Source organism: Chryseobacterium tagetis (assembly GCF_016735585.2).
Lineage (GTDB): Bacteria > Bacteroidota > Bacteroidia > Flavobacteriales > Weeksellaceae > Chryseobacterium > Chryseobacterium tagetis.
Genome location: NZ_JAERSE020000002.1, coordinates 512,151 through 537,587 on the forward strand (window position 1 = coordinate 512,151; position 25,437 = coordinate 537,587).

Annotated in this window: 28 protein-coding genes and 2 tRNA genes; 19 read left to right on the forward strand and 11 right to left on the reverse strand. The window is 34.6% G+C overall.

All coding sequences use genetic code 11. From position 1 onward, the window contains the following. Positions 1-50: 50 nt before the first annotated feature. The 6 genes from fbaA to JI747_RS07750 all read left to right on the forward strand — a co-directional run bounded on the left by fbaA (position 51) and on the right by JI747_RS07750 (position 4,771). Positions 51-1,121 (forward strand): class II fructose-bisphosphate aldolase, encoded by a 1,071-nt coding sequence (gene fbaA, locus JI747_RS07725; protein WP_225687453.1) that lies wholly within the window; start codon positions 51-53, stop codon positions 1,119-1,121. 97 nt (positions 1,122-1,218) lie between these two features. After that, complete coding sequence (accD, locus tag JI747_RS07730) at positions 1,219-2,076, forward strand: acetyl-CoA carboxylase, carboxyltransferase subunit beta (protein ID WP_225687455.1); 858 nt, start codon at positions 1,219-1,221, stop codon at positions 2,074-2,076. Positions 2,077-2,131: 55 nt separating this feature from the next. Continuing rightward, complete coding sequence (locus JI747_RS07735) at positions 2,132-2,644, forward strand: DUF6973 domain-containing protein (protein ID WP_225687457.1); 513 nt, start codon at positions 2,132-2,134, stop codon at positions 2,642-2,644. A gap of 48 nt (positions 2,645-2,692) precedes the next feature. Beyond that, on the forward strand, positions 2,693-4,096 hold the full coding sequence (locus tag JI747_RS07740) for a nucleoside recognition domain-containing protein (protein ID WP_225687459.1): 1,404 nt from the start codon (positions 2,693-2,695) through the stop codon (positions 4,094-4,096). 2 nt (positions 4,097-4,098) lie between these two features. Then, positions 4,099-4,401 (forward strand): hypothetical protein, encoded by a 303-nt coding sequence (locus JI747_RS07745; RefSeq protein ID WP_225687461.1) that lies wholly within the window; start codon positions 4,099-4,101, stop codon positions 4,399-4,401. Then, positions 4,388-4,771, forward strand: a complete 384-nt coding sequence (locus tag JI747_RS07750) for a hypothetical protein (protein ID WP_225687463.1) — start codon at positions 4,388-4,390, stop codon at positions 4,769-4,771. Before JI747_RS07745 ends, JI747_RS07750 begins: the two co-directional genes overlap by 14 nt. Before the next feature lie 48 nt (positions 4,772-4,819). On the opposite strand, the gene JI747_RS07755 is transcribed toward JI747_RS07750, so the two are convergent. From JI747_RS07755 to JI747_RS07775, 5 genes are all read right to left on the reverse strand, one after another. Beyond that, positions 4,820-5,935, reverse strand: coding sequence for a retropepsin-like aspartic protease (locus tag JI747_RS07755; protein ID WP_225687465.1), 1,116 nt, complete (start codon positions 5,933-5,935; stop codon positions 4,820-4,822). Between the two features lie 128 nt (positions 5,936-6,063). Further along, positions 6,064-6,948 (reverse strand): energy transducer TonB, encoded by an 885-nt coding sequence (locus tag JI747_RS07760; RefSeq protein ID WP_225687467.1) that lies wholly within the window; start codon positions 6,946-6,948, stop codon positions 6,064-6,066. A 23-nt stretch (positions 6,949-6,971) separates the two neighbouring features. Next, positions 6,972-7,370, reverse strand: a complete 399-nt coding sequence (locus tag JI747_RS07765) for an ExbD/TolR family protein (RefSeq protein WP_225687469.1) — start codon at positions 7,368-7,370, stop codon at positions 6,972-6,974. 9 nt (positions 7,371-7,379) lie between these two features. Further along, complete coding sequence (locus JI747_RS07770; protein ID WP_225687471.1) at positions 7,380-8,084, reverse strand: MotA/TolQ/ExbB proton channel family protein; 705 nt, start codon at positions 8,082-8,084, stop codon at positions 7,380-7,382. Positions 8,085-8,263: 179 nt separating this feature from the next. Then, on the reverse strand, positions 8,264-8,725 hold the full coding sequence (locus JI747_RS07775; protein ID WP_225687473.1) for a hypothetical protein: 462 nt from the start codon (positions 8,723-8,725) through the stop codon (positions 8,264-8,266). 168 nt (positions 8,726-8,893) lie between these two features. Between JI747_RS07775 and JI747_RS07780 the strand changes: the two genes are divergently transcribed. The 4 genes from JI747_RS07780 (at position 8,894) to JI747_RS07795 (ending at position 12,154) form a co-directional block, all read left to right on the forward strand. Then, positions 8,894-10,690, forward strand: coding sequence for a DUF885 domain-containing protein (locus tag JI747_RS07780; RefSeq protein WP_225687475.1), 1,797 nt, complete (start codon positions 8,894-8,896; stop codon positions 10,688-10,690). A gap of 17 nt (positions 10,691-10,707) precedes the next feature. Further along, positions 10,708-11,097 (forward strand): DUF1398 domain-containing protein, encoded by a 390-nt coding sequence (locus JI747_RS07785; RefSeq protein WP_225687477.1) that lies wholly within the window; start codon positions 10,708-10,710, stop codon positions 11,095-11,097. Positions 11,098-11,162: 65 nt separating this feature from the next. Beyond that, a complete protein-coding gene (locus JI747_RS07790) occupies positions 11,163-11,705 on the forward strand; it encodes a hypothetical protein (protein WP_225687479.1) in 543 nt (180 codons plus the stop codon). Between the two features lie 2 nt (positions 11,706-11,707). Next, positions 11,708-12,154, forward strand: a complete 447-nt coding sequence (locus tag JI747_RS07795; protein ID WP_225687481.1) for a DinB family protein — start codon at positions 11,708-11,710, stop codon at positions 12,152-12,154. A 73-nt stretch (positions 12,155-12,227) separates the two neighbouring features. On the opposite strand, the gene JI747_RS07800 is transcribed toward JI747_RS07795, so the two are convergent. Further along, the gene (locus JI747_RS07800; RefSeq protein WP_225687483.1) at positions 12,228-12,857 is read right to left on the reverse strand and encodes an endonuclease III domain-containing protein; all 630 of its coding nucleotides are present in this window, start codon (positions 12,855-12,857) and stop codon (positions 12,228-12,230) included. A gap of 33 nt (positions 12,858-12,890) precedes the next feature. Here JI747_RS07800 and bcp point away from each other — a divergent pair, with 33 nt between their 5' ends. Next, a complete protein-coding gene (gene bcp / locus JI747_RS07805; RefSeq protein ID WP_225687485.1) occupies positions 12,891-13,340 on the forward strand; it encodes a thioredoxin-dependent thiol peroxidase in 450 nt (149 codons plus the stop codon). 25 nt (positions 13,341-13,365) lie between these two features. Then, on the forward strand, positions 13,366-13,839 hold the full coding sequence (locus JI747_RS07810) for a hypothetical protein (RefSeq protein WP_225687487.1): 474 nt from the start codon (positions 13,366-13,368) through the stop codon (positions 13,837-13,839). Positions 13,840-13,849: 10 nt separating this feature from the next. On the opposite strand, the gene JI747_RS07815 is transcribed toward JI747_RS07810, so the two are convergent. The 5 genes from JI747_RS07815 to JI747_RS07835 are packed head-to-tail and all read right to left on the reverse strand — an operon-like array spanning position 13,850 to position 18,079. Next, positions 13,850-14,392, reverse strand: coding sequence for a GNAT family N-acetyltransferase (locus JI747_RS07815; RefSeq protein WP_225687489.1), 543 nt, complete (start codon positions 14,390-14,392; stop codon positions 13,850-13,852). Continuing rightward, the gene (locus JI747_RS07820) at positions 14,352-15,023 is read right to left on the reverse strand and encodes a hypothetical protein (protein ID WP_225687491.1); all 672 of its coding nucleotides are present in this window, start codon (positions 15,021-15,023) and stop codon (positions 14,352-14,354) included. Before JI747_RS07820 ends, JI747_RS07815 begins: the two co-directional genes overlap by 41 nt. 35 nt (positions 15,024-15,058) lie before the next feature. Next, positions 15,059-16,138, reverse strand: coding sequence for a mannose-1-phosphate guanylyltransferase (locus JI747_RS07825; protein ID WP_225687493.1), 1,080 nt, complete (start codon positions 16,136-16,138; stop codon positions 15,059-15,061). 2 nt (positions 16,139-16,140) lie between these two features. After that, entirely contained in the window at positions 16,141-16,731 is a 591-nt protein-coding gene (locus JI747_RS07830; protein WP_225687495.1) for a SprT-like domain-containing protein, read from the reverse strand. A gap of 1 nt (position 16,732) precedes the next feature. After that, positions 16,733-18,079 (reverse strand): TolC family protein, encoded by a 1,347-nt coding sequence (locus tag JI747_RS07835; protein ID WP_225687497.1) that lies wholly within the window; start codon positions 18,077-18,079, stop codon positions 16,733-16,735. A gap of 98 nt (positions 18,080-18,177) precedes the next feature. Here JI747_RS07835 and JI747_RS07840 point away from each other — a divergent pair, with 98 nt between their 5' ends. From JI747_RS07840 to JI747_RS07870, 7 genes are all read left to right on the forward strand, one after another. Further along, positions 18,178-19,422: a bifunctional folylpolyglutamate synthase/dihydrofolate synthase gene (locus tag JI747_RS07840; protein WP_225687499.1), complete on the forward strand. Its 1,245-nt coding sequence runs from the start codon at positions 18,178-18,180 to the stop codon at positions 19,420-19,422. A gap of 44 nt (positions 19,423-19,466) precedes the next feature. Beyond that, a tRNA-Val gene (locus JI747_RS07845) sits at positions 19,467-19,541 on the forward strand. A gap of 33 nt (positions 19,542-19,574) precedes the next feature. Continuing rightward, positions 19,575-19,649 (forward strand) — tRNA-Val (locus tag JI747_RS07850). Between the two features lie 309 nt (positions 19,650-19,958). Next, positions 19,959-21,146, forward strand: a complete 1,188-nt coding sequence (locus tag JI747_RS07855; RefSeq protein WP_225687501.1) for a site-specific integrase — start codon at positions 19,959-19,961, stop codon at positions 21,144-21,146. 53 nt (positions 21,147-21,199) lie between these two features. After that, positions 21,200-23,716 (forward strand): DEAD/DEAH box helicase family protein, encoded by a 2,517-nt coding sequence (locus JI747_RS07860; RefSeq protein WP_225687503.1) that lies wholly within the window; start codon positions 21,200-21,202, stop codon positions 23,714-23,716. 336 nt (positions 23,717-24,052) lie between these two features. Beyond that, complete coding sequence (locus tag JI747_RS07865) at positions 24,053-24,970, forward strand: AAA family ATPase (protein ID WP_225687505.1); 918 nt, start codon at positions 24,053-24,055, stop codon at positions 24,968-24,970. Between the two features lie 169 nt (positions 24,971-25,139). After that, complete coding sequence (locus tag JI747_RS07870; RefSeq protein WP_225687507.1) at positions 25,140-25,355, forward strand: DUF3871 family protein; 216 nt, start codon at positions 25,140-25,142, stop codon at positions 25,353-25,355. The last annotated feature ends 82 nt before the right edge of the window (positions 25,356-25,437 follow it).

Here is a 25,437-nt window from a genome sequence, read left to right on the forward strand (position 1 = left end):
CCTTTACAGCAATTTTACAAGATCCTAATAATTTATATAAATAGTAAAACATGAGCAGAATTTTTCCGGCAGGAGTTGCCACAGGTCAATTAGTTACCGATATTTTTCAACATGCTAAAGAAAATAAATTTGCATTACCGGCAGTAAACGTAATTGGTTCTAGCAACGTAAATGCAGTTCTTGAAACTGCAGCGAAATTAAACTCTCCTGTTATTATTCAGTTTTCAAATGGTGGAGCTGCTTACAACGCAGGAAAAGGATTAAGCAATGACGGACAGAAGTCTGCTATCTTAGGAGCTATTGCTGGCGCAAGACACATCCACACTCTTGCTGAAGCTTACGGAGCAACAGTAATTCTTCACACAGACCACGCTGCAAAAAAATTATTGCCTTGGATTGACGGATTGATGGATGCTAACGAAGAATTCTACAAGCAGACAGGAAAATCTCTTTATTCTTCTCACATGCTAGATCTTTCTGAAGAGTCTTTGGAAGAAAATTTAGAGATTTCTGCTAAATATTTTGAGAGAATGGCTAAAATCCAAATGACTCTTGAAGTAGAAATCGGAGTAACAGGAGGTGAAGAAGATGGTGTTGACAATTCAGACGTTGACAACTCAAAATTATATACTCAACCGGAAGATATCGCTTACACATATGAAAAACTGAAAGCGATCTCTGACAACTTTACAATTGCAGCAGCATTTGGTAACGTACACGGAGTTTACAAACCAGGAAACGTAGTGCTTACTCCGAAAATCCTTGACAATTCTCAGAAATATGTTCAGGAGAAATTCGGAACTGGAGCTAAGCCGGTGAACTTCGTATTCCACGGAGGTTCTGGTTCTACTTTAGAAGAAATCAGAGAAGCAATTGACTACGGTGTGATCAAAATGAACATCGATACTGACCTTCAGTTTGCTTATACAGAAGGTATCAGAGATTATATGGTAAACAATGTTGAGTATTTGAAAACTCAAATAGGGAACCCTGAAGGAGAAGAAAAGCCTAACAAAAAATTCTACGATCCAAGAGTTTGGATGAGAAAAGGTGAAGAAACATTCTCTACAAGATTGGTTCAGGCATTTGAAGATTTAAATAACGTAAATACTTTAAAATAAAAATTTGTAAGAAGTAAAATGTATATTGTAAGAAGTAAGTTTAAAGCTTTTTCTTTTATACATTTTACTTTTTTCATTGACATTAATACATTATAAAATGGCAGCATTCGACTGGTTTAAAAGAAAAGCAAAAAACATTACGACTTCTACTGATGAAAAAAAGGATGTTCCCAAAGGTCTTTGGCACCAAACTCCTTCAGGAAAAGTAGTTGAGCATGAAGAATTAAAAAGAAACAACTATGTTTCCCCTGAAGACGGTTTTCATGTAAGAATCGGAAGTGCAGAATTTTTTGATATCCTTTTTGATGAAGGTAAATTCACTGAGTTAGATGCTAACGTTGAAAGTATTGATATCCTGAACTTTAAAGATACAAAACCTTACGCAGACCGTCTAAAAGAAGTAAAAGCGAAAACAAAGCTTACAGACTCTATCAGAAACGCTGTAGGAACTGTAAAAGGAACTGAAATGGTAGTTTCTTGTATGGATTTTGCTTTTATCGGAGGTTCTTTGGGTTCTGTAATGGGAGAAAAAATCAGAAGAGCAATAGATTACTGTATTGAACATAAACTTCCTTACATGATCATCTGTCAGTCAGGAGGAGCAAGAATGCAGGAAGCAACTTACTCTCTGATGCAGTTGGCAAAAGTACAGGCAAAATTGGCTCAGCTTTCAGAAGCAGGCCTTTTATACATCGCTTATCTTTGTGATCCTACTTTTGGTGGTATTACAGCTTCTTTTGCAATGACTGCAGACATCATTATGGCTGAACCGAATGCCTTAATTGGTTTCGCAGGACCAAGAGTTATCCGTGAAACTATTGGTAGAGACCTTCCGGAAGGGTTCCAGACTTCGGAATTCTTACAGGAAAAAGGATTTGTGGATTTCATCGTGAAAAGAACTGAAATTCAGGATACAGTAGCTAAAACAGTAAATTTACTAGCAGTACATGCTTAAAATTTGTAACAAAAATACAATCATCTCTCTCTAATTAAGGGAGAGATTTTTATTTATGAGAACTTTTAAGATATTTTTTGATACGATCCGGAGTATGAGTTTTAAAAAGATCATGCGTCTTTTATCACTTGTTCTTCCCCATCCTCTTTTCTCTTTATTAAGTTTTCATGCTACTGTAAAAGCATTCACCATTGCCCAGAAAAAATTTCCGGCAACAGCTTCCAACAATGGGATTGGAAATGCCTTCAGACACTCTCTCTGGTGTTGTTTTATCATGATGTATTGCTGTAAAATATCATCCCCCGAAAAAGCACTGGAATTCTGTAAAAGAATGACCGATATGCATGAAGAATTATTTCCCAACAAGCCTTTAGAAACAAAAATGGATCTCCATAACAATAAAATCGGAATGGATTATTTTATGGAATTACTTCCCGGCGTTCACCGCCAGTTTTTCGAAAAAAGCTTTTTCATTAAAGGATTGGAAGAGAAAATGAAAGATGCGAAAGTCTTAAAAAACCTGGATGATAATTTTGACGGTTTTTTGGTTTATCTTGATGAAAAATAATTTTATCTTTATTTTTACTATCTTTTCTAAAAATTTTAATTCAATCAAATGGTTCTCAGCAGAATTTGGTCGGCATTTATCATTGTTGCCATTGCCATTGCAAGTATAAAATACATTTCCTCAAGTCACTATACCACCATTTTTAATGATATGGTGGTAGGAAAAGGAGGAGATACGGTACAGATTGCAACGCAGAAAATGAATACACTTTCTCCTGTTATCAGAGACAGTTTGATGACAAAACCTGATTTTGCAGAGAGTAGAATTCATTATAAAACCGATTCACTAAAACAGGATGTTAAAGTTTACCGTGTTCAGGAAGCAGATGGAGTAATCGGAACTTCTGAAACGGCTGTGAAAATATGTTTAGGATTGATTGGAATCATGACTTTATTTATGGGATTCATGAGTATTGCCGAAAAAGCAGGCGGGATCAATCTTTTAAGCCGATTAATTCAGCCTTTTTTCTCTAAATTATTCCCGGAAATCCCTAAAAATCACCCGGCTTTCGGACATATGCTGATGAATTTCAGCGCCAATCTTTTAGGACTGGATAATGCGGCAACTCCTTTCGGTTTAAAAGCAATGGAAAGTCTCCAAACCTTAAATCCGAATAAAGATACAGCAAGCAATTCACAAATCATGTTTCTCTGTCTTCACGCAGGAGGAATGACCCTGATTCCGGTTTCTATCATTGCAATAAGAGCTTCTATGGGATCAAAAACACCGACAGATATTTTTCTTCCGTGTATGATCGCTACTTTTACGGCAACTTTAGCCGCGATGATCATTGTTTCGCTCTATCAGAAGATCAATTTATTGAGACCTGTCGTGATTGCTTATGTTGGAGGAATTTCAGCTGTTATCGCTTTACTGGTGTTGTATCTGGTTCAATTGAGCAAAGATGAACTGGATGATTTCAGCAAAGTGCTAAGCAACGGATTAATTCTTTTCATTTTCCTTGCGATTGTTCTTGGAGCCGTTTATAAAAAAATCAATGTTTTTGATGCCTTTATTGAAGGGGCAAAAGAAGGTTTCACCACGTGTGTGAAAATTATTCCTTACTTAGTCGGAATGTTGATCGCTATTTCCCTGCTAAGAACTTCCGGTGTTTTTGATGTGATCATCGACGGAATGAAATGGGTCGCAAACGTTGCAAATTTTGACCCTCGATTTGTTGATGGACTTCCGACCGCTTTAATCAAGCCTTTATCGGGTTCCGGAGCAAGAGGAATGATGGTAGATACGATGGCAACCTTTGGAGCAGACAGTTTCCAAGGGAAATTGGCTGCCGTTCTTCAGGGAAGCTCAGATACGACATTTTACGTGATTGCGGTTTATTTTGGCGCAGTAGCTATAAAGAACACAAGATACACGGTAATTGCCATGCTTTTGGCGGATTTGGTGGGTGTTATCACTTCTATTGCGCTGGCTTATCTTTTCTTTGCTTAATAATGAGAGAAAACAAACCTAATATCTTTGAAAAATCAACAGAAGTGATTGGAGGATTTCAAATCTTTCTTTCTCCTCTTTTGATAGGAATTTTAATTGCAGCTATCGTTTATTTTCCAAATCCTAATAATTTTACCTTAATTATTGCTGCTGTGATTATTATCTTAGGAATTATTATTGGATTAATATTAGCTTTAAGAATCTATAAAAGTAAAGAAGGCACAATACACTTCATTTCTAAAACAACTTCTACTCCTGAAATCGAAGAAACAACAGAAAAAAATCAAAACAATGATTACAGATAAAGAATTCACATTACGACTAATACGCCAGTTAACTCAAGCTTTAGAAAAACTGATTTTAGACAAACCTGAAGAAAGTCTGATGCAGAAAGAATTGGATTTTGAAACCTTGATGAAGGATATTTTCAAGTTTGATTTCACTACTCTTTCATCAAAAACCAAAGAAGAAATTATTGAAATCGTCAACGAAAGACAGGAAAGAGACCACAAAGACTATTATGAAATGTTGGGAAACCTTTTCTATTTTAATGGAAAAGCAACCGGAAACAAAGACTTTTTAGACAAAGCCAAAACATTCTACGAACTGTATCTTCAAACCAGCGGAATTTTTGCGCTGCCGGTTATCAACAGAATTAACGAACTGAAGAATTAAAAGCTTCATATAAAAACTCAGCGCGGTCTTTCAGGCCGCGCTGAGTCTTTAATTCAACAATTTCAAAATATCCTTCTTTTCCAACGTAAATTTTTGATGAGATTCGTTTTCAATGGTGATAATTTTAACCTCATCAAGCAGCTTTTTCACTTCACAGAGGACATCATCATTAGCTTTTGATACATCCAGGGTATTGATCTTAATAATTTTCTCTGATAATTTTAATTCCGATAATTGAGGAATAAGCAGCTTATTAACGATAATCAGACTGTCATTACTTACGACAAAAGAAACCCCGAAAGAATTATATTCTGGTTTATTTCCATTGGGATTCAAAATGATTTTTTTATTGATAAAATCAATAACTACCAAATAGTTTTCCATGAACTTGGTTCCCAATAAGTTTATCCCTTCCAAGCTACTGTCTATAATCTGATTTCCTACATTTACATCGCCAAACTGAACCTCCATCATATCAATCTGTCTTTCCCCTTTACTTATGCTATTTAAAGACTGTGCCAATAGACCTTCAAAGGTCAGAAAATCACGGCCTTTTAATTTATTATAGGATTGCTGATTCATAGAAAAACCCATTCCGGAACCTGTATCAAATACATAATTCAGCATCTGACCTCTTATGTTCACTTCAATTTTCGGAACACTTGTAAAATCTCCTTCTGTAAAAGGAATAATTACTGAACCCGAAGACAAATTGTTGTCTGTTTTATCAGATACGGTGAGCGTTTTATTTTTAAAGTTGATCTGCCATACCTTATCCTTCATTGTATTTGCGCCTAGAATACCACTTATTTTCTTACAGGCACGGGAACTTATCCAGCTGATATCAGCAAATGAAAAGTTGACATTTTTAATCGTTAAATCTGATACCTTCAGATTACTGATTGTAAAAACATCCATTTTAGACTTCGCATTATTAGCATCAGTTCCTTCAAATATAATATTGCTTTTTTTAGCATTAATTTGATCCTTTAGCTCAGACGAAATGATCGTAAAAGCTCCGGTATCAAACAAGAAATTATGTTGATCGTTCTTTATTTTTACATTTAAAATGATCTTTCCTTCTATCAATTCAAAAGGGATTACGGTTGCTTTAAAGGAAAATGGACAAAGCAATAATAAGAGAATCAGAGCGTTTATTTTCATATTTCTGTTGTATTTTGTTTGAGGTTAAAAGCAAATATAAGTACTCTCCCGGTTTCTTTCAAATAAAAAACCGTGGCAAAGTCGTTAAACTTTAACACGGTAATATAAAAATTAAATTATTTATTTTCTTAGAAGGTAATCTTATACGTACCTGTGGAAGAAACATTGGCTTTTTCGGCCTTCACATATTTTTTTACCCAGGCAACTGAAGTAGAAGCCACGCAAGGATCTGAAACTCCTCCTGCTCTTCTTGCAGAAACTACATTTCCTGCTTTATCTACAGTATAGGCAACGGTAATAGATCCGCTTGCCGTACAGCTGTGAGAAGGCTGTGCTCCTCCTCTTCCCATTGTTCCGGGAATATATCCAACCAGTTTTCTGTCGATTCCTACTTTACTGTCTCCATTTCCGTCACCTCCCAAAGGATCTCCCGCATTTCCGATCCCGTCTCCGTCACCTTGGCTTCCTGCTTTTGTCCCTCTTCCTCTGATCAGATTTCCGATAGCTGCCGTTCCTTTTCCGTCCCCATTTCCTGTTTTTGAATTGGCAGTAACAGCTCCCGAGCTTTTAGTATTTTTAGAAGAGCTTGTACTTGTTGCTGCTTTTTTATTGTCTGCTTTTGATTCCTCTTTTTTCGGAACAGTTACTTTTGAGTTATTACCCGTGATAATTTTCTCTTTAGCTTCTGATTTTTTGGTTTCAGGTTGTGGCTCCGGCTTTATAATAGTTTTAGTTTCAGGAACCGCTGTTTCTACAGGTTCCGGAGTAACTTCTTCTGTGGCAGCAGCTAAGCTTCCCGGCTGATCTGCAGGTTCTTCTGCCCCATTCCCATTTCTGTTGTCCCCGAAATTGACCAACATTGTGGTAACAACTTCCGGTTCGGGATCCAGTTCGGGTTTTAATTTATATAAAAAAACAAACAGCAAAATCGCAGACCAGATAAGAACAGAAAGCAATGCGCTTTTTATTCTATCTCTGTTTTCTTCCTGTTTATTTATAGTGTAAGTCTTCATTGTGAAATAATCTTTTTTCGTGATTATTTATCCTTTACGGTTGCAATTGCGATATTAAACTTGTGCTTTTCTGCAATTTCCATCGCAAAAACCACATCTTTATGCATCGTATTTTCGTCTGCTCTTATTGTAAAAGATTTGTTGGTCTGGTTGGCAAGTTTATCAACAATTATTTGTTCCAGCTGGTCTTTGTTTACAGGACTATCGTCTACGAAATAAGAACCGTCAGGTTTTATACTTACCGTTAAAGGATTCGGAATATTATCATCAACGACTCCTGCTTTTGGTAATTTCACATCAATTGCACTTTGATTAGCCGCAGAAGAGGTTATCATAAAAAAGATCAGCATCAGCAAGATAACATCCGTCATCGCTGCCAAACTGAACTCGGGGTTCGCTTTATTTCTTCTCTGAATTTTCATCTTGAAAGATTATAAAGGTTTATTGATAAGATCTAAAAATTCACCAGACATATTCTGAGCTTTCAATACAAACTTATCGATTCTTGTTAACAATATATTGTAGAAAAAGTTAGCCGGAATTGCCACCGCAAGCCCCACCGCAGTTTGTCCCAATGCAGTATAAATACCTTCGGAGAGTGTTTTCGGAGAGAAAGAACCCGTTGCATGAGAAAGATTAAAGAACGCAATAATCATCCCGATTACCGTTCCTAAAAGTCCCAACATAGGAGCAATACTCGGAACCACCGCCAAAAGATTCAGGTTTTTCTCCATATTTGCTACTTCAACCTGAGCCTGAGATTCCATTGCGCTTACAATATCAGAAACCGGGCGCCCCAATCTGGAAATTCCTTTTTCTAAGATTCTTCCTTCCGGAGAGTTTTGTCTTTTGCAGTAGTCTGAAGCAGATTCTATTTTTCCTTCTTTGATAAAGTCTTCAATATTATCCATAAAATTGGAATCTGTTTTTGAAGCCAGCCTTTTAATAAAGAAAAAACGTTCAAAAAACAGATAAACCGAAAATACACCAAGTGCTAATACGGTTACCATCACTATCTTAGCGAAAGCTCCTCCGTGAAACATGATCTTCCAAAATGAAAATTCTAAATCTTCTGGGTTCACTGCCGGTGTGGCAATTTGTGCAAATAAAATCTGAGTAAGTTCCGTTAACAGCATTAATATGTAGTTTTATAATGGTTTTAAACGACAAAAATAATAGAATATTATTAATTGATGTCTTAAAAAATGCTTAAAAAAACAACTTAAAATTAAGTTGCTTTTTACAAACAGCAAAATTCTCTCCAAAAAACATTGAAAAGAATTTTTAGTATGAAAAATATTAAGATTGAGGAATATTAATCCTCGTCTACCTCAATATCATCTTGTTTAAATTCGCATTTAAGCCTGAAAGGTATAGGAGTATCTGAACCGGTGTAAAAATCGTCAATGGTTCCTTTCCAGATCACCTGAAGCTCTCCTTCTTCATTTTTTTCAAACTGAAGCTCATTATCATAAATAAAAGCTTCTTCATCGTCAAAAAGATCTACTTCGGTGTAGCTGTCTTCATCAGAATCATTAATTTGAATCATTTTTCCTTCTATTTCCGTCGATTCGATAGGAAAATCGAAAACCCCAAGCGAAAGTTGTGGAAAATTGTACTGTAGAGAATCATCATCAACGTGATCCAAACTGTCATCCGTAATAACTTCAACCTCTAAAAAATGTTGCTGGTTGCTATAGACCGCTTTGCAATAAGTGTTTCTGATATTGTATTTTAGCGTTTCGTCCGGATGGTAAATTTTTAAAATCCCTTTCATGATTTCTTAAAAAAGAACTGTAATAGTATGATTGTTAAACGTTTTCAGCAAAGATAAAAAATAGATTGAATGTGAAAAATATTTTGAAAAATATTTTTGTAAAATCCTTCATTAAAATATCTGTTTTTGTGATGCATTAATTACTTTTGTTTTTCAAAGATTCTGAAAATGAAAAACATCCTATTAAAAAGTATCATCGGTTTGGGATTACTTATGAGTGTCGCTTCCTGCAAGAAGTCGGATTCGCCTTTAACAAAGGTAACTCCAAGTAACTTAGATTCTATCGCATCAAACTATTATGAACAATATCTGAAACTTTACCCTCTTGATGCCACTTCGCAGGGAGATCTACGATACAACGACCAGTTGCCGATCAACATAGATAAAGATTTTATTTCCGGAGAAGTTTCTTTTTACAATTCAGTACAGAAACAATTAGAAAGTGTTGATTACAAAAGTCTTTCTGATGAAGACAAGGTTGTATATGATGTGCTTGATTTCATGCTGAAAGACAGAATTGAAGGATATGCGTATCACCCTGAATATATTCCGTTTACCCAATTTGGAGGTTTACCTTTAAGCTTTCCTCTTTATGGAAGCGGACAGGGAAGTCAGCCTTTCAAAACAGAAAAAGATTACAGCGACTGGCTGAAAAGAATGGAAAAGTTTCCGGACTGGATGAATGCCGCAACGGATAATTTCCGAGAAGGAATCAACAACAAAATGGTTTTGCCTAAAAAACTGGTTGTTAAAATGATCCCGCAAATGAGAGCGGAAGAGATCATTACTACAGATTTAGATAAAAATATTTTTTACGGACCTGTCAAAAACTTCCCGAAAGATTTTTCTCAGGCTCAAAAAGATAAATTTTCAGGACTTTACAAAGAGGCCATCTTAAAGAAAATAATTCCTGCTTATGCAAAAATGGGTGATTTCCTGGAAAAAGAATACCTTCCGAAAGCGAGAGAAACCGATGGCTACAATAGTTTACCAAACGGAAAGGAAATTTATCAGTATTACGCGAAAAGCTGGACGACTACCAATAAATCTCCTGAGGAAATCAATAAAATCGGTCTTCAACAGGTTGCCATGCTTCGTGCTGAAATGGAAAAAGTAAAACAGCAAGTAGGTTTTACCGGAACACTGGAAGAGTTTATCAATTTCGTAAAAACAGATCCTAAAGCAATGCCATACAAAACCTCAAAAGAAGTATTGGCTGCATTTAATGGAATTCTGACGAAAATCACTCCAAAACTGAAAACAATGTTTTCTGTAACTCCCAAAACTAAATTTGAGATCAGACAGACCGAAAAATTCAGAGAAGCTAGTGCAAGTGCAGAATATATTCAGGGAACTCCTGACGGAAAAAGACCGGGAATTTTCTATGTTCCGCTGCCGGATCCTTCCAAATTCAATGTAACTTCAGGAATGGAATCATTGTTCTTACACGAAGCGATTCCGGGACACCATTATCAGGTTTCTTTGCAGCAGGAAAATACCAAACTTCCTAAATTCATGAGATTCGGATGGTTTGGAGCGTATGGTGAAGGATGGGCGCATTATTGCGAAACTTTAGGCCCTGAATTCGGGTTGTACACAGATCCTTATCAAAAAATGGGATATCTGAGCGATCAGATGCTGAGAGCGGTAAGATTGGTTGTAGATACCAGTTTACACACAGGAAAAATGACAAGAGAAGAAGCGATTAAGTATTTCCTAAGCAATATTTCTTATGATGAAGCAGGGGCAACAGCCGAAGTAGAAAGATATATGGCTATGCCGGGACAGGCTTTAGGGTATAAGATAGGTTCTCTGAGAATCCGTGAATTGAGAGAGAAATACCAGAAAGAATTGGGTACAAAATTCAATTTGGCAAGCTTCCATGATGAAGTTTTAAGCCAAGGATGTCTTCCATTGGATGTTCTGAACAGAAAAATGGAACTTTGGGCAAAAAAGCAGAAATAATTAAACTCAAAATACAAATGTTTACGCTAGAGCAAATAGAAAACGCACACAGCAAGGTAAAATCCGGCGCAGATTTCCCGAAATATATTCAGGAGATCAAAAAACTGGGCGTAAAATCTTTTGAGACCTGGGTAAAAGACAGCCATACCGAATATTACGGAGAAAATGATTTCTTCACGAGATCTGAACCGCAATACTCTGATTTAATCATCGTTGATGAAGCTGATAAAGAAAAATTCAGCCAATATCTGAAAAGCCATCAAAAAGGTGAAACAGATTATATGATGTTTTGTCAGGATTGTGCAAAAACAGGAATCGAAAAATGGATTGCAGACCTCGAAAAATTCACCTGTACCTATTACGATAAAGCGGGAAACGAAATTTTGCTTGAAGTAATTCCCCATTAAAAATAGTAAAGTCACAAATTAATTTTTGTGGCTTTTTTGTTTAGATTTATACTTTAAACCTGAGTATGGTAAAAACAGTATATTTCAATCTGGTTTTTGTTTTAGCATTATCTGTTTTAAGTTGTAAGGCGGATGAAAAGAACTTTGAAAAATTTAGCATTGATAAAAATCTTTCTCAAAATGATACGATTAAACTCCTTTCAAAATATCCTGAAATAAAATTATTCAGTAATGAAAAAATAGAGAGCAAAACCAGAACAGCTTATATTGTTCAGCATGCGGGTATTCTTCCAATGGATAATTATAAATGCAGTGCTTCTTTGAAAAATGACACCTTGCAAATTTTACTGAATAATAACAACGGTTATTTTGGAAACGGGATCTCGATCAAAGTTTTTGAAAATAGTTTTTTGATTAACGATATTGATCCAAAAACCTTACATGGCGAAGTAAAATTTGTAAAAACAATGCCTCTTCATCAGAAATTGATAGTAAACAAAAGCAATTTTAAGAAAAATGACAGTATTTATGGGTTTATAGATTATAAAACCAAAGTAGATTCATTTAATAAAACATTCAGAGGATATTTTAAAGCTTTAATTAAATAGAAATGATAACAGAAAGTATAAAATCCCTTTTCACAAGAGATTTAAACAAACTAAAATCAGAAATCGAATCGTATCAAAACGAAGAGACCATCTGGAAAATTGATAAAAATATTTTAAATTCTGCAGGAAATTTAACGCTGCATTTGGTAGGGAACATTAACCATTTTATTGGAGCTACTTTAGGAAACTCAGGTTATGTAAGAAATCGTGAGCTTGAATTTTCATTAAAAGATATTCCTAGAACGGAGCTGATCCAACAGATTGAAAAAACAATTGAGGTTGTAAATTCTTCATTGGAAAAATTGTCTGAAGAAGAAGTAAAGAAAGAATATCCTCTTGAGCCTTTAGGTTACCCGATGACGACAGAATATTTTCTGATTCATTTGGTAGCACATTTGGATTATCACTTGGGACAAATTAACTACCACAGAAGATTGCTGGATATTTAATTCAACCACCCCGTCAAAAATTCTCTGAATTTTCGCCACCCCTCCAAAGGAGGGGAATGTTGTGGCGGTATGTTTATTTTTCTTTTTCTTTAAACATCATTTGGGTGATAAAATCCTTCTCTCCTTTTCCTCTCGCCGGAGAATATTCTCTTCCGTAAAAAATGATCTGAAGGTGCAGTTTATTCCAGACTTCTTCCTTCCATATTTTTTTTGCGTCTTTTTCCGTTTCTACGACGTTTTTTCCTGAAGTGAGCTTCCACTGTGTCATCAGTCTGTGAATGTGTGTATCGACCGGAAAAGCAGGAAAATTAAAGGCCTGACTCATGACCACAGAAGCCGTTTTATGACCCACTCCGGGAAGCGCTTCCAGTTCCTCGTATGTCTGAGGGACTACTCCATCATGTCTTTCCAAGAGAAGTTCTGCCATTCTTTTCAGATTTTTGGCTTTTGTATTGGCTAATCCGATTTCTTTGATCAGTTCTTTGATTTCAAATACTTCCAGTTTTGCCATTCTTTGTGGTGTTCCTGCCACCGCAAAAAGATCGGGTGTCACCTGATTCACTTTTTTATCTGTAGTCTGGGCAGACAATGCTACGGCAACCATCAAAGTATAGGGATCGGTATGATCCAACGGAATGGGAACTACCGGATATAGTTTTTCTAATTCGGTCTGAACAAGTTCGGCTCTTTGCTTTTTTGTCATTTAACTATTAAATTTGAACAAAATTAAATCATTATGCTGAAAGTAGGAGACAAATTACCACAATTTGAAGGAACAAATCAGGATGGAGAAACGGTAACATCGGAAAAATTAATCGGAAAAAAACTTGTAGTTTTCTTTTATCCAAAAGCAATGACACCAGGCTGTACAGCAGAAGCCTGTAACCTCAACGAAAACTATGAATATTTAAAAAAACAAGGTTTTCAAGTGTTGGGCATTTCTGCAGACTCTGTCGCGAAACAAAAGAAATTTCAAGAAAAATATAATTTCGAATATGATTTAATTGCGGATGAAAACCGTGAGATCATTGAAAAATTCGGTGTTTGGCAACTCAAAAAATTTATGGGGAGAGAATTTATGGGAATTGTTCGCACCACTTTTATTTTTGATGAAAACGGGATCTGCACTGAAGTTATTGAAAAGGTAAAAACCAAAGAACACGCTGCACAGATTTTGAAAGGATAGTGTAAGCAAAAATTCTACTTATTAGATGTACAGCAAAAATCTCATCATTCTTTTATCAATCTTCTTTTGCAGCTATTTCAGTTCGCAAAAAATTAATGATGAGAATTTTGTTATTTATAAATTGAAATCTGAAAAAAAACTACACCAAACGAAAGGCTTAAAATACCAGACTATTCACGGCAATTCAAAATCCGAAAGGCTTCACAATAACTTTGAAAAAGATTTAGTACGATTCGGTTATATAAAAGTTGATAATCAAAAGAAACATCAGGTTTTTGAAAAAATCAATTCTTTGAAAGAAGGAAAAAACAATTACGAAACCGCTTGTTTACAAACTTACAGGGATATTTTAATTTACAAAGATCAGAATAATAAGATTTCAAAAATAATTAAAATTTGTACGTCCTGTTATTCAAATCAAATCATCACTCCTGAGAATAACTCAGAATTACTGATGAATTTTACAGATTATGATTCTTTGCAAGAATTATTGAACTAATTTAAATTCTTTATTCTGTTTCGTAATAATTTAGCTCCTCCTCTTCTCCGGGAAGCGTTACATATTTCTGAAATTTCAGCCCCAGCTTCTCGATTAATTTCTGAGAAGAAAAATTCTCCTTTGAAGTAATTGCAGAGATCTTTTTAAGCCCGAAATCATTCATTCCGATAGATTTCACCTTTAAAGCAGCTTCATAAGCGTAACCTTTTCCTTCGTACTCGTCTAAAAGAGAAAATCCTATATCGACAATTTCCAATCCTTCTCGTTCGAAAATTCCTATCCCTCCTACTTTATGATTTCCTTCTTTTGTCTGGATCGAATAATTTCCATATCCCAGCTTTTCAAACTGTGGAAGAAAGCGGTTTTTAATATAGTTTTCTGCATCAGCAAGCGTTTTTATATTTCGATCTCCAATGAACTGAATAAATTTAGGTCTGTTGTAAAGATCTAAAATAAAGGCAGCATCATCCAAAGACATTGGACGAATGATCAGGCGTTCTGTTTCGTAGAAATTATCTGCGTTTTGTAGTGGAGTTTGTTTTTTTAGGCTCATCTTTCGGGGGTTCTTTTTTCTCTATTTTTAAAAGCCTTGGATTATTGGTACATTTCTTATTATAAAGTTCTATATAGGTTCCGTCATCTTTTACAGTTCCTATTTCACCTGTCGCTTTATTTACTGCAATCGTAAAATGTTTTTTCTGATAAGGACATTCTTTTGAAGTAAGTTTACCAACTTCCAGATAATAGTTTTTGCTGTCTTCCGCATAATTTCCTGCCAAATCATTAAACTCTTCATCTACAAAGTATCCTTCATCTGTAAGCATAATTGCCGCCTCGTCTACATTGTCTATTTTACCTACAAATTTCCTAAGTGCAGGAAGATCTGTTATATATTCTATTTTACCTGCTGAAGAAGAAACAACATAAAAGAATCCGTTTTCATCGGGAAATAAATTAAAACCCGAAGATTGTGGTATGTAATCCTTTTTCGTTCCAACGACTCTAACTTCCTGATTTTTACCATAATTATTATGAACTAAAATCCAGAAATCTGTTTTCTGATTAGGAATAATACCCTGTAAAATATTCGAGTAGCCTGTAAAATGTTTTTTCTCCTGAGAATAAGCGTTTATCCCCAACAACAGAAAAGAAAATATACCAAATTTTAAAATTGCTTTTATCATAGCCAAAATATTAGACACAAAGCATGCCATTTTCATTACATAAAACGTTCTCCTTTTTTGAAGTTTTTAAGATCCAGAACGTAATCTTTTATCAACTGGTCATGATCTCTCGGGCAGATAAGAAGAACTTTATCTGTATCTACAACGATATAATCTTTTAATCCGTCTATGACCACCACTTTATTATTCTTAGTATGAATAATATTTCCTTCTGCATTATACGTTAAAAGATGTTTTTGATTTACAGAATTTTGATTCTTATCTTTCTCTGTATTTTCGTAGACCGAAGTCCATGTACCCAGATCACTCCATCCCAAATCCGCAGGAATTACATAGACATTTTTCGCTTTCTCCAGAATCCCGTTATCAATCGATATTTTCTGAACTTTTGGATAAATAAGCTCTATACAATTCTCTTCATTTCCCGCATTATAATCACACGCCATAAAATGCTGTGTCATTTCAGGAAGGTACTCTTCAAAAGCATGATGAATACTTTTAACATTCCAAATAAAAATTCCTGCGTTCCAAAGGAAATCACCGCTATCTAAAAAGCTCTGTGCAATTTCCAAAATTGGTTTTTCAGTAAATGTTTTTACCTTGAAATATTCAGCGTTTTTCTTTTCTACAAACTGAATATATCCGTATCCTGTATCTGGTCTTGTAGGCGTGATTCCCAGCGTCACTAAATATTCATTTTCGGCGGCCAGATTAAAAGCCAGTTCCAGTTTTTGTAAAAAAACATCTTCTTTAAGAATCAAATGATCGGCTGGCAAAACCACCATCGTAGCATCAGGATTTCTTTCCGCTATTTTATTCGCCATATAAAGATTACAAGCTGCTGTATTCTTCATCAACGGCTCTCCTACAATATTTTCTTCGGGAATCTCGGGCAGTTGCTGATGAGATAATCCTACATATTCTTTATTCGTAATTACAAATATATTCTCAACAGGAATGATTTTACTGATTCTGTCATACGTCTGCTGAATCATCGTTCTTCCCGTTCCCAGAATATCCTGAAACTGTTTGGGGAATTTTTGTGTACTTAACGGCCAAAATCTGCTTCCGATTCCTCCTGCCATTATCACACAGTATTTATCTGACTGTAACATGTTCACATACATTTTTCTACCCTGGCCAAAGGTCTGAAAGAATATTTTCTGCCGGTAACCAGATTCTTACAAAGATAGTTTTTTTTAATAAGTCCTTCCTGCAGATATTTTTGATTCTGATACACAAAAAAGCTGCCTTTGTCTATTTCTTCGATATAACAAGAATTATCATCCGTGCTTCCGGCATGAAAATACTTTACCAGGTCCGGACTCGCCATAAAATTAGCTTTGGGCGATTTTGAAAACTTGATAATGATCGGTTTTAGCTCATCTTCGTATACCTCAATACTTTCCAAAAGCATTTCTCTGAAAGTGACTTTCCATTCATTTCCATGAGGTGATATTCTTCTTCCAAACTTCTCAAAAGCAATAAGATGTGCCAACTCATGAGTAAGCACAAAGAAAAAAAGCTGCGGCGATAATGTTGAATTTATTGTTATTTCATGGGAGTGATCCGGCAATTTCCGGTAATCTCCTAATTTTGAATTCCGTTCTCTGGTAATTTTTATATGAATATAATACTCCGAGAACCATTTCTTCAAATAAACCCGTGTATTTTGAGGTAAATATTTTTCTAATGACTGAATTGACATTCTACAAACTTAGTGGAATTCCTGCATAGAAATTCAATAATTTTAAGCTGAACAGATAATTATATTTTGCCTGAGCTACAGAACCTTGCGCATTCGCATAATTGTTTCTGGCCACATTCAGATCGAAAATAGTTGTTCTTCCCGCAGCGTAGCTTTTTTCAGCAAAATCCATAGAAAGCTTAGAACTTTTTTCAGCTTCTACAGCCGACAAATAGGCTTCGTAGTTAGCATCAACATCAAACTGTGCTTTCTGAACACTTTGTCTTACCGTCTGTTTTTGTTGCTCCAATGAGTTTTTTGCAACACTTTCGTTAATCTTAGACTGCTCTACCTGAAGTTTCGTAATTCCTTTATTAAAAATCGGGATATTAACTGATAAAGCGGCCTGCTGCCCAAAATTGTCTTTATACTGCCCAAATAAATTTCTTTCATATATAGGGTTTTGTAAAAGATCATAACTCGTAATATCAGTATTAAGAAGGTTGTTATAGAAAGATCCTATTCCTGCACTTGCCGTTACTGTAGGCCAGAAAGCCGTTTTTGAGACTTCTGTCTGAGCCTCTGCAGATCTTATTCTGCTTTCTGCTGCTTTTATCTGAGGCTGAGAAGTATAAGCCGTTGTTAAAACCTCATCAACTGATGTTAACTCAGGAGTCAGCTGATCAGGAACACTTACGTCTTCAACATCGAAGTTTTTATAATCAGATAATTGTAAAAGTTGTACCAAAGCAAATAAGCTTCGTCCTACATTAATTTCTGCTGTTTTTAAGTTTTGTTTTTCTCTTGCTAATGCAGCTTCCGCTTCGGCTAAAACAGTTTGTGCAGTTGTTCCTACCGATGTTGTTATTTTCGCCTTATCATACTGCTTTTTAGCATTTGCAACTGTACTTTCGGAAATTTTCACAATCTCCTTATTCAATAAAGTAGTTAAATACTGCTGTGCAATTTGTAATGAAATATCATTCTTAATGGTTTCTACATCATATAAACTTGCTTCCAGATCATATTGAGTTTTTCTGACCGTTTTATCAAGCCTTCCATTGTTGTATACCAAAACTTCAGCTCCTAGGTTTGCGCTGTTTCTAAAAACGTCATTTCTTAAACTTCCGGTTCCGAAAGAAGTCTGTCCGAAACTAACGGTATTTCCTATACTTCCGGAAACGGTAGGAAGATAATTTTTTTTGGCAATTTTTAGGTTGGCTTCCTGAGTTTGTTTTGAGTATTCATTTTGTATTACCTGCAGATTATTTTTTACGGCATAATCCACACACTCTCTCAGTGACCACCTTTTTTGAGACTTTAGGCCCAAGCAACTTAATCCTAAAATAATTACCAAAACTTTTTTCATAATTCAGCTTTTTTCACATTAGACGCGAAGATGTAAAAAAAGTTACAATTAAAAAAAATTAATGTCCCTTTTTAAAAAACTTTTGAGAATTTTGTATCATGACAAATGAACAATACCAAGAAGCCGTAGAATGGCTTTTCGTACAGGCTCCCAATTATCAAATCGACGGTCAGAAAGCATATAAACCCGGCTTACAAAATATAACCAGGCTTTGCAATTTCTTTGGAAATCCTCAGGAAAAAATAAAATGTATCCATATTGGAGGAACAAACGGAAAAGGATCTTCAAGCAATATGCTTGCTTCTGTACTTCAGGAAGCAGGTTATAAAATCGGACTTTACAATTCACCACATCTGATCGATTTTACAGAACGTATTAAAGTAAACGGTAAAAACTGTGATAAAAGATTTGTCTTTGATTTTATTCAAAAGCTGAAGAATCTTCCGGAAGATATTAAACCTTCGTTTTTTGAGTTTACTACGGTCATGGCTTTTGAATATTTTTATCAGCAGAATGTTGACTTTGCCATTATTGAAGTTGGATTGGGTGGAAGACTGGATTCAACGAATATTATAAAGCCATTGGTTGCAGCCATCACGAATGTTCAGCTGGATCATCAAAATATTTTAGGCGACACCATTGAAGAAATCGCAACAGAAAAAGCAGGAATTATTAAAAACCAGACCCCTATTATTTCAGGTGATGAAAATACTAATGTAAAAAGTATCATTCAGAATAAAGCGAATCAGGAGAATGCTCCATTTATTGACGCCACTTTATTAAAAACGGAACTTACCTCAGATCTAAAAGGTAATTATCAGACTAAAAATATTAAAGTCGTCCTGGCTTTAATTGAAGAACTGAAAAAATTAAATGTATCTGTTTCCGATAAAAATATTGAAAATGGTCTTTTACACGTTCATCTAAACACCAATTTCATCGGCCGCTGGTTCGAGTTTTCTAAAACTCCGTTGACAATTTGTGACACGGGACACAATCAGGCCGGATTAGAATATGTTTTTGATCAGTTAAATTCTATAGACAAGCACAAACATATCATTTTGGGATTCGTTAATGACAAAAAAATCGACGAAGTCACTAAAATTTTGCCCGAGAATTCTAAGTTCTATTTCGCCAAACCTGCCATTAACAGAGGAAGACACCCCGAAGATTATGAAGATTTGCTGATTGAGGCAAAAATTTCTTATAAAATTTTTAATTCCGTACAGGAAGCCTATCTATCTGCAAAAGAACAATGTACAAACGAAGAAATGATTTTTATCGGTGGAAGTAACTTTGTAGTGGGAGAATTTTTAGAAAAAAATTTGGAGGTTTCCAAATAAGTCGTATATTTGCACCACTCTAATCGAGGAAACAATGATAAAGAGGGTTCTTAGCTCAGTTGGTTCAGAGCATCTGGTTTACACCCAGAGGGTCGGGGGTTCGAATCCCTCAGGACCCACAGAAAAGGAAACGAAACCTTTCAAAAAAATTCGGGTTCTTAGCTCAGTTGGTTCAGAGCATCTGGTTTACACCCAGAGGGTCGGGGGTTCGAATCCCTCAGGACCCACAAAAATCTCTCAGATTTCTGGGAGATTTTTTTATTTATACCACTTCTCTCCTACTCATGGGAGTTTACAGCATTTCTTATTTAAATCCTAAGTTTTTTAAATCTCAATATTTTTCAATTTTAAGGCAGAGTTTTAGGTGTCCCTATTTTCTCTCAGGTGTCCTTTCCAATTTAGAACTTAAAAATCCTAATTCAATTTGAGATTTTTATTTCTTTAATTTTTACAATCCTCCTTACTTTCTGGTGTCCCTTCTGGTGTCCCAAAAAAGTTCTGGTGTCCCATCTTAAACCCCTATAAATAATACAAAAATGAAAATACTATTCTATATAAGAAGAGCAAAAGTAAATGCAAATAACCTATGTCCTTTAACCTGTAGGATCACAAATGAATGCCAAAGAAAAGAGTTTTCAACAGGTATATTTATGAACCCAGATTATTGGAATGCTTCAAAACAGAAAGCACATCCTCCCAATAAAGAAAATACACAGATCAATACTCAACTCAGCCTGATTAAACAAGAAATTAATCAGGCTTTTTTATTCCTTCAAGTTCAGGAAAAGGACTTTGATGTAGATGATATTTACAGACAATATAAAGGAGAAAATATCAAGCATGAAAAATCCATTATGGAAGTATTTCACCTGCATATCACTAAACAGGAAAAATTGATTGGTATTTCTACTACCAAAGTATCTGTAGCTAAGTTCTACCAAACTCAGGTTCATGTAAAATCCTTTATAAAATACAAATACAATAAATCAGACTATCTCCTGAAAGACATGACTATGGCATTCATTACAGAATTTGAATTTTATCTCAAAGCTGAAAAACAATTTAAACAAAATACAGTTCATAAGACCATACAGAGGCTTAAACAGATAGTGAAGTTAGCTGTAGGATTGGATCACTTAACTAAAGATCCTTTCCTACTCTACAAGAACAGGAAACCTAAGAAACAGGTGGTATTCTTATCTAAAGAAGAATTGGAAACATTAGAGACACATCAGTTTGCTTCTGAAAGATTACAACAAGTAGCTGATATGTTTATTTTCTGTTGCTACACAGGATTAGCATATACAGAAATGGCAAATCTTAAAGTAAGTGATATTCAGACAGGCTATGACAGTAACAAGTGGATTCATATTCACAGACAGAAGACTAAAAGGGATTATGATATTCCTTTGTTATCTAAAGCTGAAAGTATTTTAAACAAGTATAGAACTGAAACTAGGCTTCTCCCTGTTATTACAAATCAAAAGTTTAATTCTTATCTAAAGGAAATAGCTGATATTGTAGGTATCACTAAAACCTTAACTCATCATATTGGAAGGAAGACTTTTGCCTCTACTATCCTACTGTATAATGATGTTCCTATGGAAATTGTGAGTGAGCTTTTAGGTCATTCAGAGATCGGGATTACTCAGCAGCATTATGCCAAGGTGGTTAAGAAGAAAATTGGTGAGCAGATGAGTAAATTAAATTCTAAGCTTAAGTGAGCATTATGTATTATTAACTCTTTGTATTTTTACAGAGAGTTAATTTTCAATTTATGTTACTAGATGCCAAGCTGAGTCAATTTGATTCATTCCCTATAGAATTTAAAGAGATTAATCCTGAAGATTTCATGTTTACTTTAGATGCTTCGGGAACAAGAGTTCCAAGAACTGATTTTGAAATTGAAAATGGAGGGGACAAAATATTAATATCTCCTGATCCTAATGGCTATATAAATGATACCTTACAAACCCATTTAAAACTTGCACATAAAAACACTGTAGTAATCAATGCTCCTGTTGGGCAAGGTAAATCATATGCTATAATTCAAACTGTAAAAAGGTACTTTGACTCAAATGAAAAGTATTTAGTTTTTGTAGTTTCTCCTTTTGTAAGTTTAGTTAAACAATATTGTAATGATATTGAGGAATCAGGGGTTCCTGCTGATCAGATTTATAGTTATGATAACTTGGGAAGAAGCACTGGTATTGATTATACTAAAAGAGAAATTCAGGTTGTTACAGCAAACACTTTATTAGGAAATCCAGGAGAAGATGGATTTAAAAACTCTGATATTAAAAGAGAGTATATAAATACTCTTGTAACCCATTGTGAAAGAGAAGGAATAAAGGTTGTTTTCATTTATGATGAAATACATGACTCCTATCATAACTTTCAACAAGAATATATATTCAACTTATGGAAATGGAGAAGTGTGATTCAAAAGAATTTTATACTAAGTGCTACTTACAATGAAGCTTCTAAGGTTGTAATAGAATATTTAGCTGAGCTTACAGACTATAAAATTCAGATTATTGAATCTGAAAGAGTGAGATTTGTTGATAAGCAGAGTACTTTACATTTATACTACTCTTCTGCTTACAATTTTACTTCTAAAACCATAGAGATAGATAGTTTAATTAAAAGCTTGATAACCCGTAAGAAAAATGTTGACATACTATGTTATTCTAAAAACCTAGCTAAAAGCTTAATCAATCCAAAGGATGAGATTGGAAAGTTACTTCTAGATACTTATGGAGAGATAAAAGATTGTACTTCTGAGCTGAATACTAATCAAAGAGAAGAAAATGCTGGTCCTACTAATCAATATGATAATGAGAAATGCAATGTTGGAACTAACTTCAAAACGGGTGTTAGTATAAAAAAAGACAATCATGCATTTGTAATAATATTACCTTCTAGAAGTACCAGATTACCTTTTAGAAATAAATACGGGATCTTTTCGGGAGGTGTTAACTCTGTAATCCAAGCATTAGCAAGACAAAGAACTAAGGGGGAAATACATATTGTTTTACCTAAGCCAGACCATTTTCACTATGATAGTTTGGTTTATTCTGGCATGACACCAGAACAGAAGGAAGTTTTTGAACAGTATTATAATCTAGTTCAACATTACAAAGCTCCTGATAGCAGGGTAAAATATATCAAACTAAACAGACAAGATTTTCTTTTAAGAGATTTCTATGAGAATAAGCTAAAAGGAAATGTAAAAGATGAGATTACAGCAATAGATTCCTTATCTAGAAGTACCACTTTGCCAAGGCTCCTTTTCCCATCCTTTCAGGAGTTTAAATTGGAAACGGGAGAAGATTTCCTTGCTAATGAAGTTCCTTTCTTTGGAGGAGATATAAGCTCGTATGTAACTTATAGTGCATTAACTAATCAGTTTATTAATTGTAAGTTACAAGAAATAAGTTTTAGACCTGTTATCAAATTTGAGGAAGGTAGAGTTCAAGAGGTGTTAAAAACAGTACTCAATCAGTTTTATGGGGAAGACTATTTCTATTCATTAGCTTCATTTTCTAATTTTTCACTCTTTTATAATGACTTTAAAACATCCTTATTTAAGGATTATCAGCTACTCTATAAGAAAGCAGGGGGAGATTCTTTTGAAAATATTATTGAAGGAACACCACAAGCAAAGAAGTTTGAACTACAACTTTTACTTTTTACTAGTAAGCTGAAAGAAGGTAAATTAAAATCTCTATATGATGAGGACTATTCAAGAGGTGATTACTTTAGTGATGCAATAGCTCACACTAAAAACATAGATATTGACTCTATAGATGATGTTTCTTATAAAAAAAGAGTTGAGTTCTATCAAATACTCAATTATTTCAGAGAAAAGATGATAGCATCCCTTAATGAGTATAGAAGAGGGGATGATTCTTATCATTTTATTCCTTCTAGTTATTATGACGGATTCTTCACAACAGAAGACATTACAAAAATTAGAAGATTACTAAACTTATATAGGAATGATAAGCTACTAGAAATTGGTGTTTTTGAATTCAGAAGGAGGTTTGAGGAAAGCAATGTATTAAAAAGTAAATTAAAAACATTGTATTCCCTCTTAAGAGAGGACTTTCTTGACACAGAAGAAAGAACTGTTGACCCTAAAATAAACTGTCTTGGTAAGAGGAGGAATGTTAAGCCTGTAAGATCCATAAAGCTAATCCCTTTTAAAGCTAGATTAAACTTTGTAGAAACTCAGGATTATATTAACTTAGATACTTTAAAAGTATATTCCAATCTAGAAGATTTATTCTAAAAAATGTCCACTTTCCGTAGGAGTAGTATTATACAATACGGAAAGTGGACATTTTCATTATATGTATATTCTATAGTTCCAGAAGGAACTTTCAATTTACAGGTTAAGACATAGGGGGTTCTTTTTAAATCTCCCCCATCCTGAAAATCTTTGATTTAACAACGCACGAATTCAGAGGAGGACAACTCTGTTGTAAGTTTTTGTTCCAAAACCTTTGGTACACAAAGTTACAATTTTAAAATGACAATTTCAAGTATTTTAGCCCCACCAGAGCATGTTTGAAGCTAATAGCCAAATTGTGTTTTGGCTCTATATTTTTTTTACAAACTATTTATTATGCAATTAAAACAATCACAAAGACAGCAGGTCAAATTAAGACTTGGCATATCTGGAGCATCAGGTTTCGGAAAAACTTATTCTGCTTTACAATTAGCATATGGAATTACAAATGATTGGAGCAAAGTAGCTGTTATAGACACAGAAAATTCTTCTGCATCTCTGTATTCAGCTTTGGGTAATTATAATGTATTGGATTTACAAGCTCCTTATGGCCCTGAAAGATATATTCAGGCTATTGAACTATGTGAGAAATCAGGAATTGAAGTTATTATTGTAGACTCAGCCAGCCATGAATGGAATGGCACAGGAGGATGCTTAGAAATACATGAAAAGTTAGGTGGTAGATTCCAAGATTGGGCAAACGTGAGTCCTCGTCACCAAGCCTTTATAAATAAGATATTACAATCAAGTTGCCATATCATTACAACTACTAGAAGGAAAATAGATTATTCCCTTGATATAGGTAGTAATGGTAAAACCCAAGTTGTGAAACATGGAACTAAGGAAATCACTAGAGATGGCTTTGAGTATGAGCTAACTATAAACTTCGAGCTTATTAATGAAAATCATCTTGCTAAAGCTTCTAAAGACAGGACAGGATTATTTATGAATAGATCAGAATTTCTTATTACCCCTGAAACAGGTAAAATGATTTTAGAATGGTGTAATACAGGAAGTAAACCTAGTGACAATTCTACTCAACAACAATCTCCTAACCTGATAGAAGTTACTGAAGAAGAGGTCTATAATGCGATTCAAAGTTGTAACTCTGTAGCTGAACTCCTAGCATTATACAAACAGTTTCCTCAATACCATAACTCTTTAAAACCAGATTTTGAAGCAAGGAAATTAATACTTATTCATTTAGCTAACCCAAATAACTTTTCACAAAATAGACACTCAAAACAACATTAAACCCACTGCTTTAGAAGAAGCCTTTAACATTTAAAATTCTAATAACATAATAGGGAAAGTGCCGATGGTTTAGAATTAAGGAATTTAGTTAGGAAGAATATCAGAAACATTTTCCTAGGTGATAATGAGAATTTTGAAGATACAGAAATATCCTACCCAAGTAGAATGAATGGAATTGACAAGTGCAAATGATTTATATTCTCAAGCTTTAGAAACTATGCAGAGTTATAATGCAGAACTACAACACCTCATAGAAATGAAAGAACTCACACAGGATTATCTTTCAGAAAATCAACTTGCTCAGCTTGTAGGTAGAAGTATTACACAGGCAAACAAGAGCCGTTATATTGATACCTTCTTAGACAGGAACTTGAAATGCTTTTGAGTTCTCAAAAGGCATTCAGAAGACACCTAATACTAGTTCTGATTATCATGGGTTTTTGAGCTAAAATAAAAAGCTCCAGTTT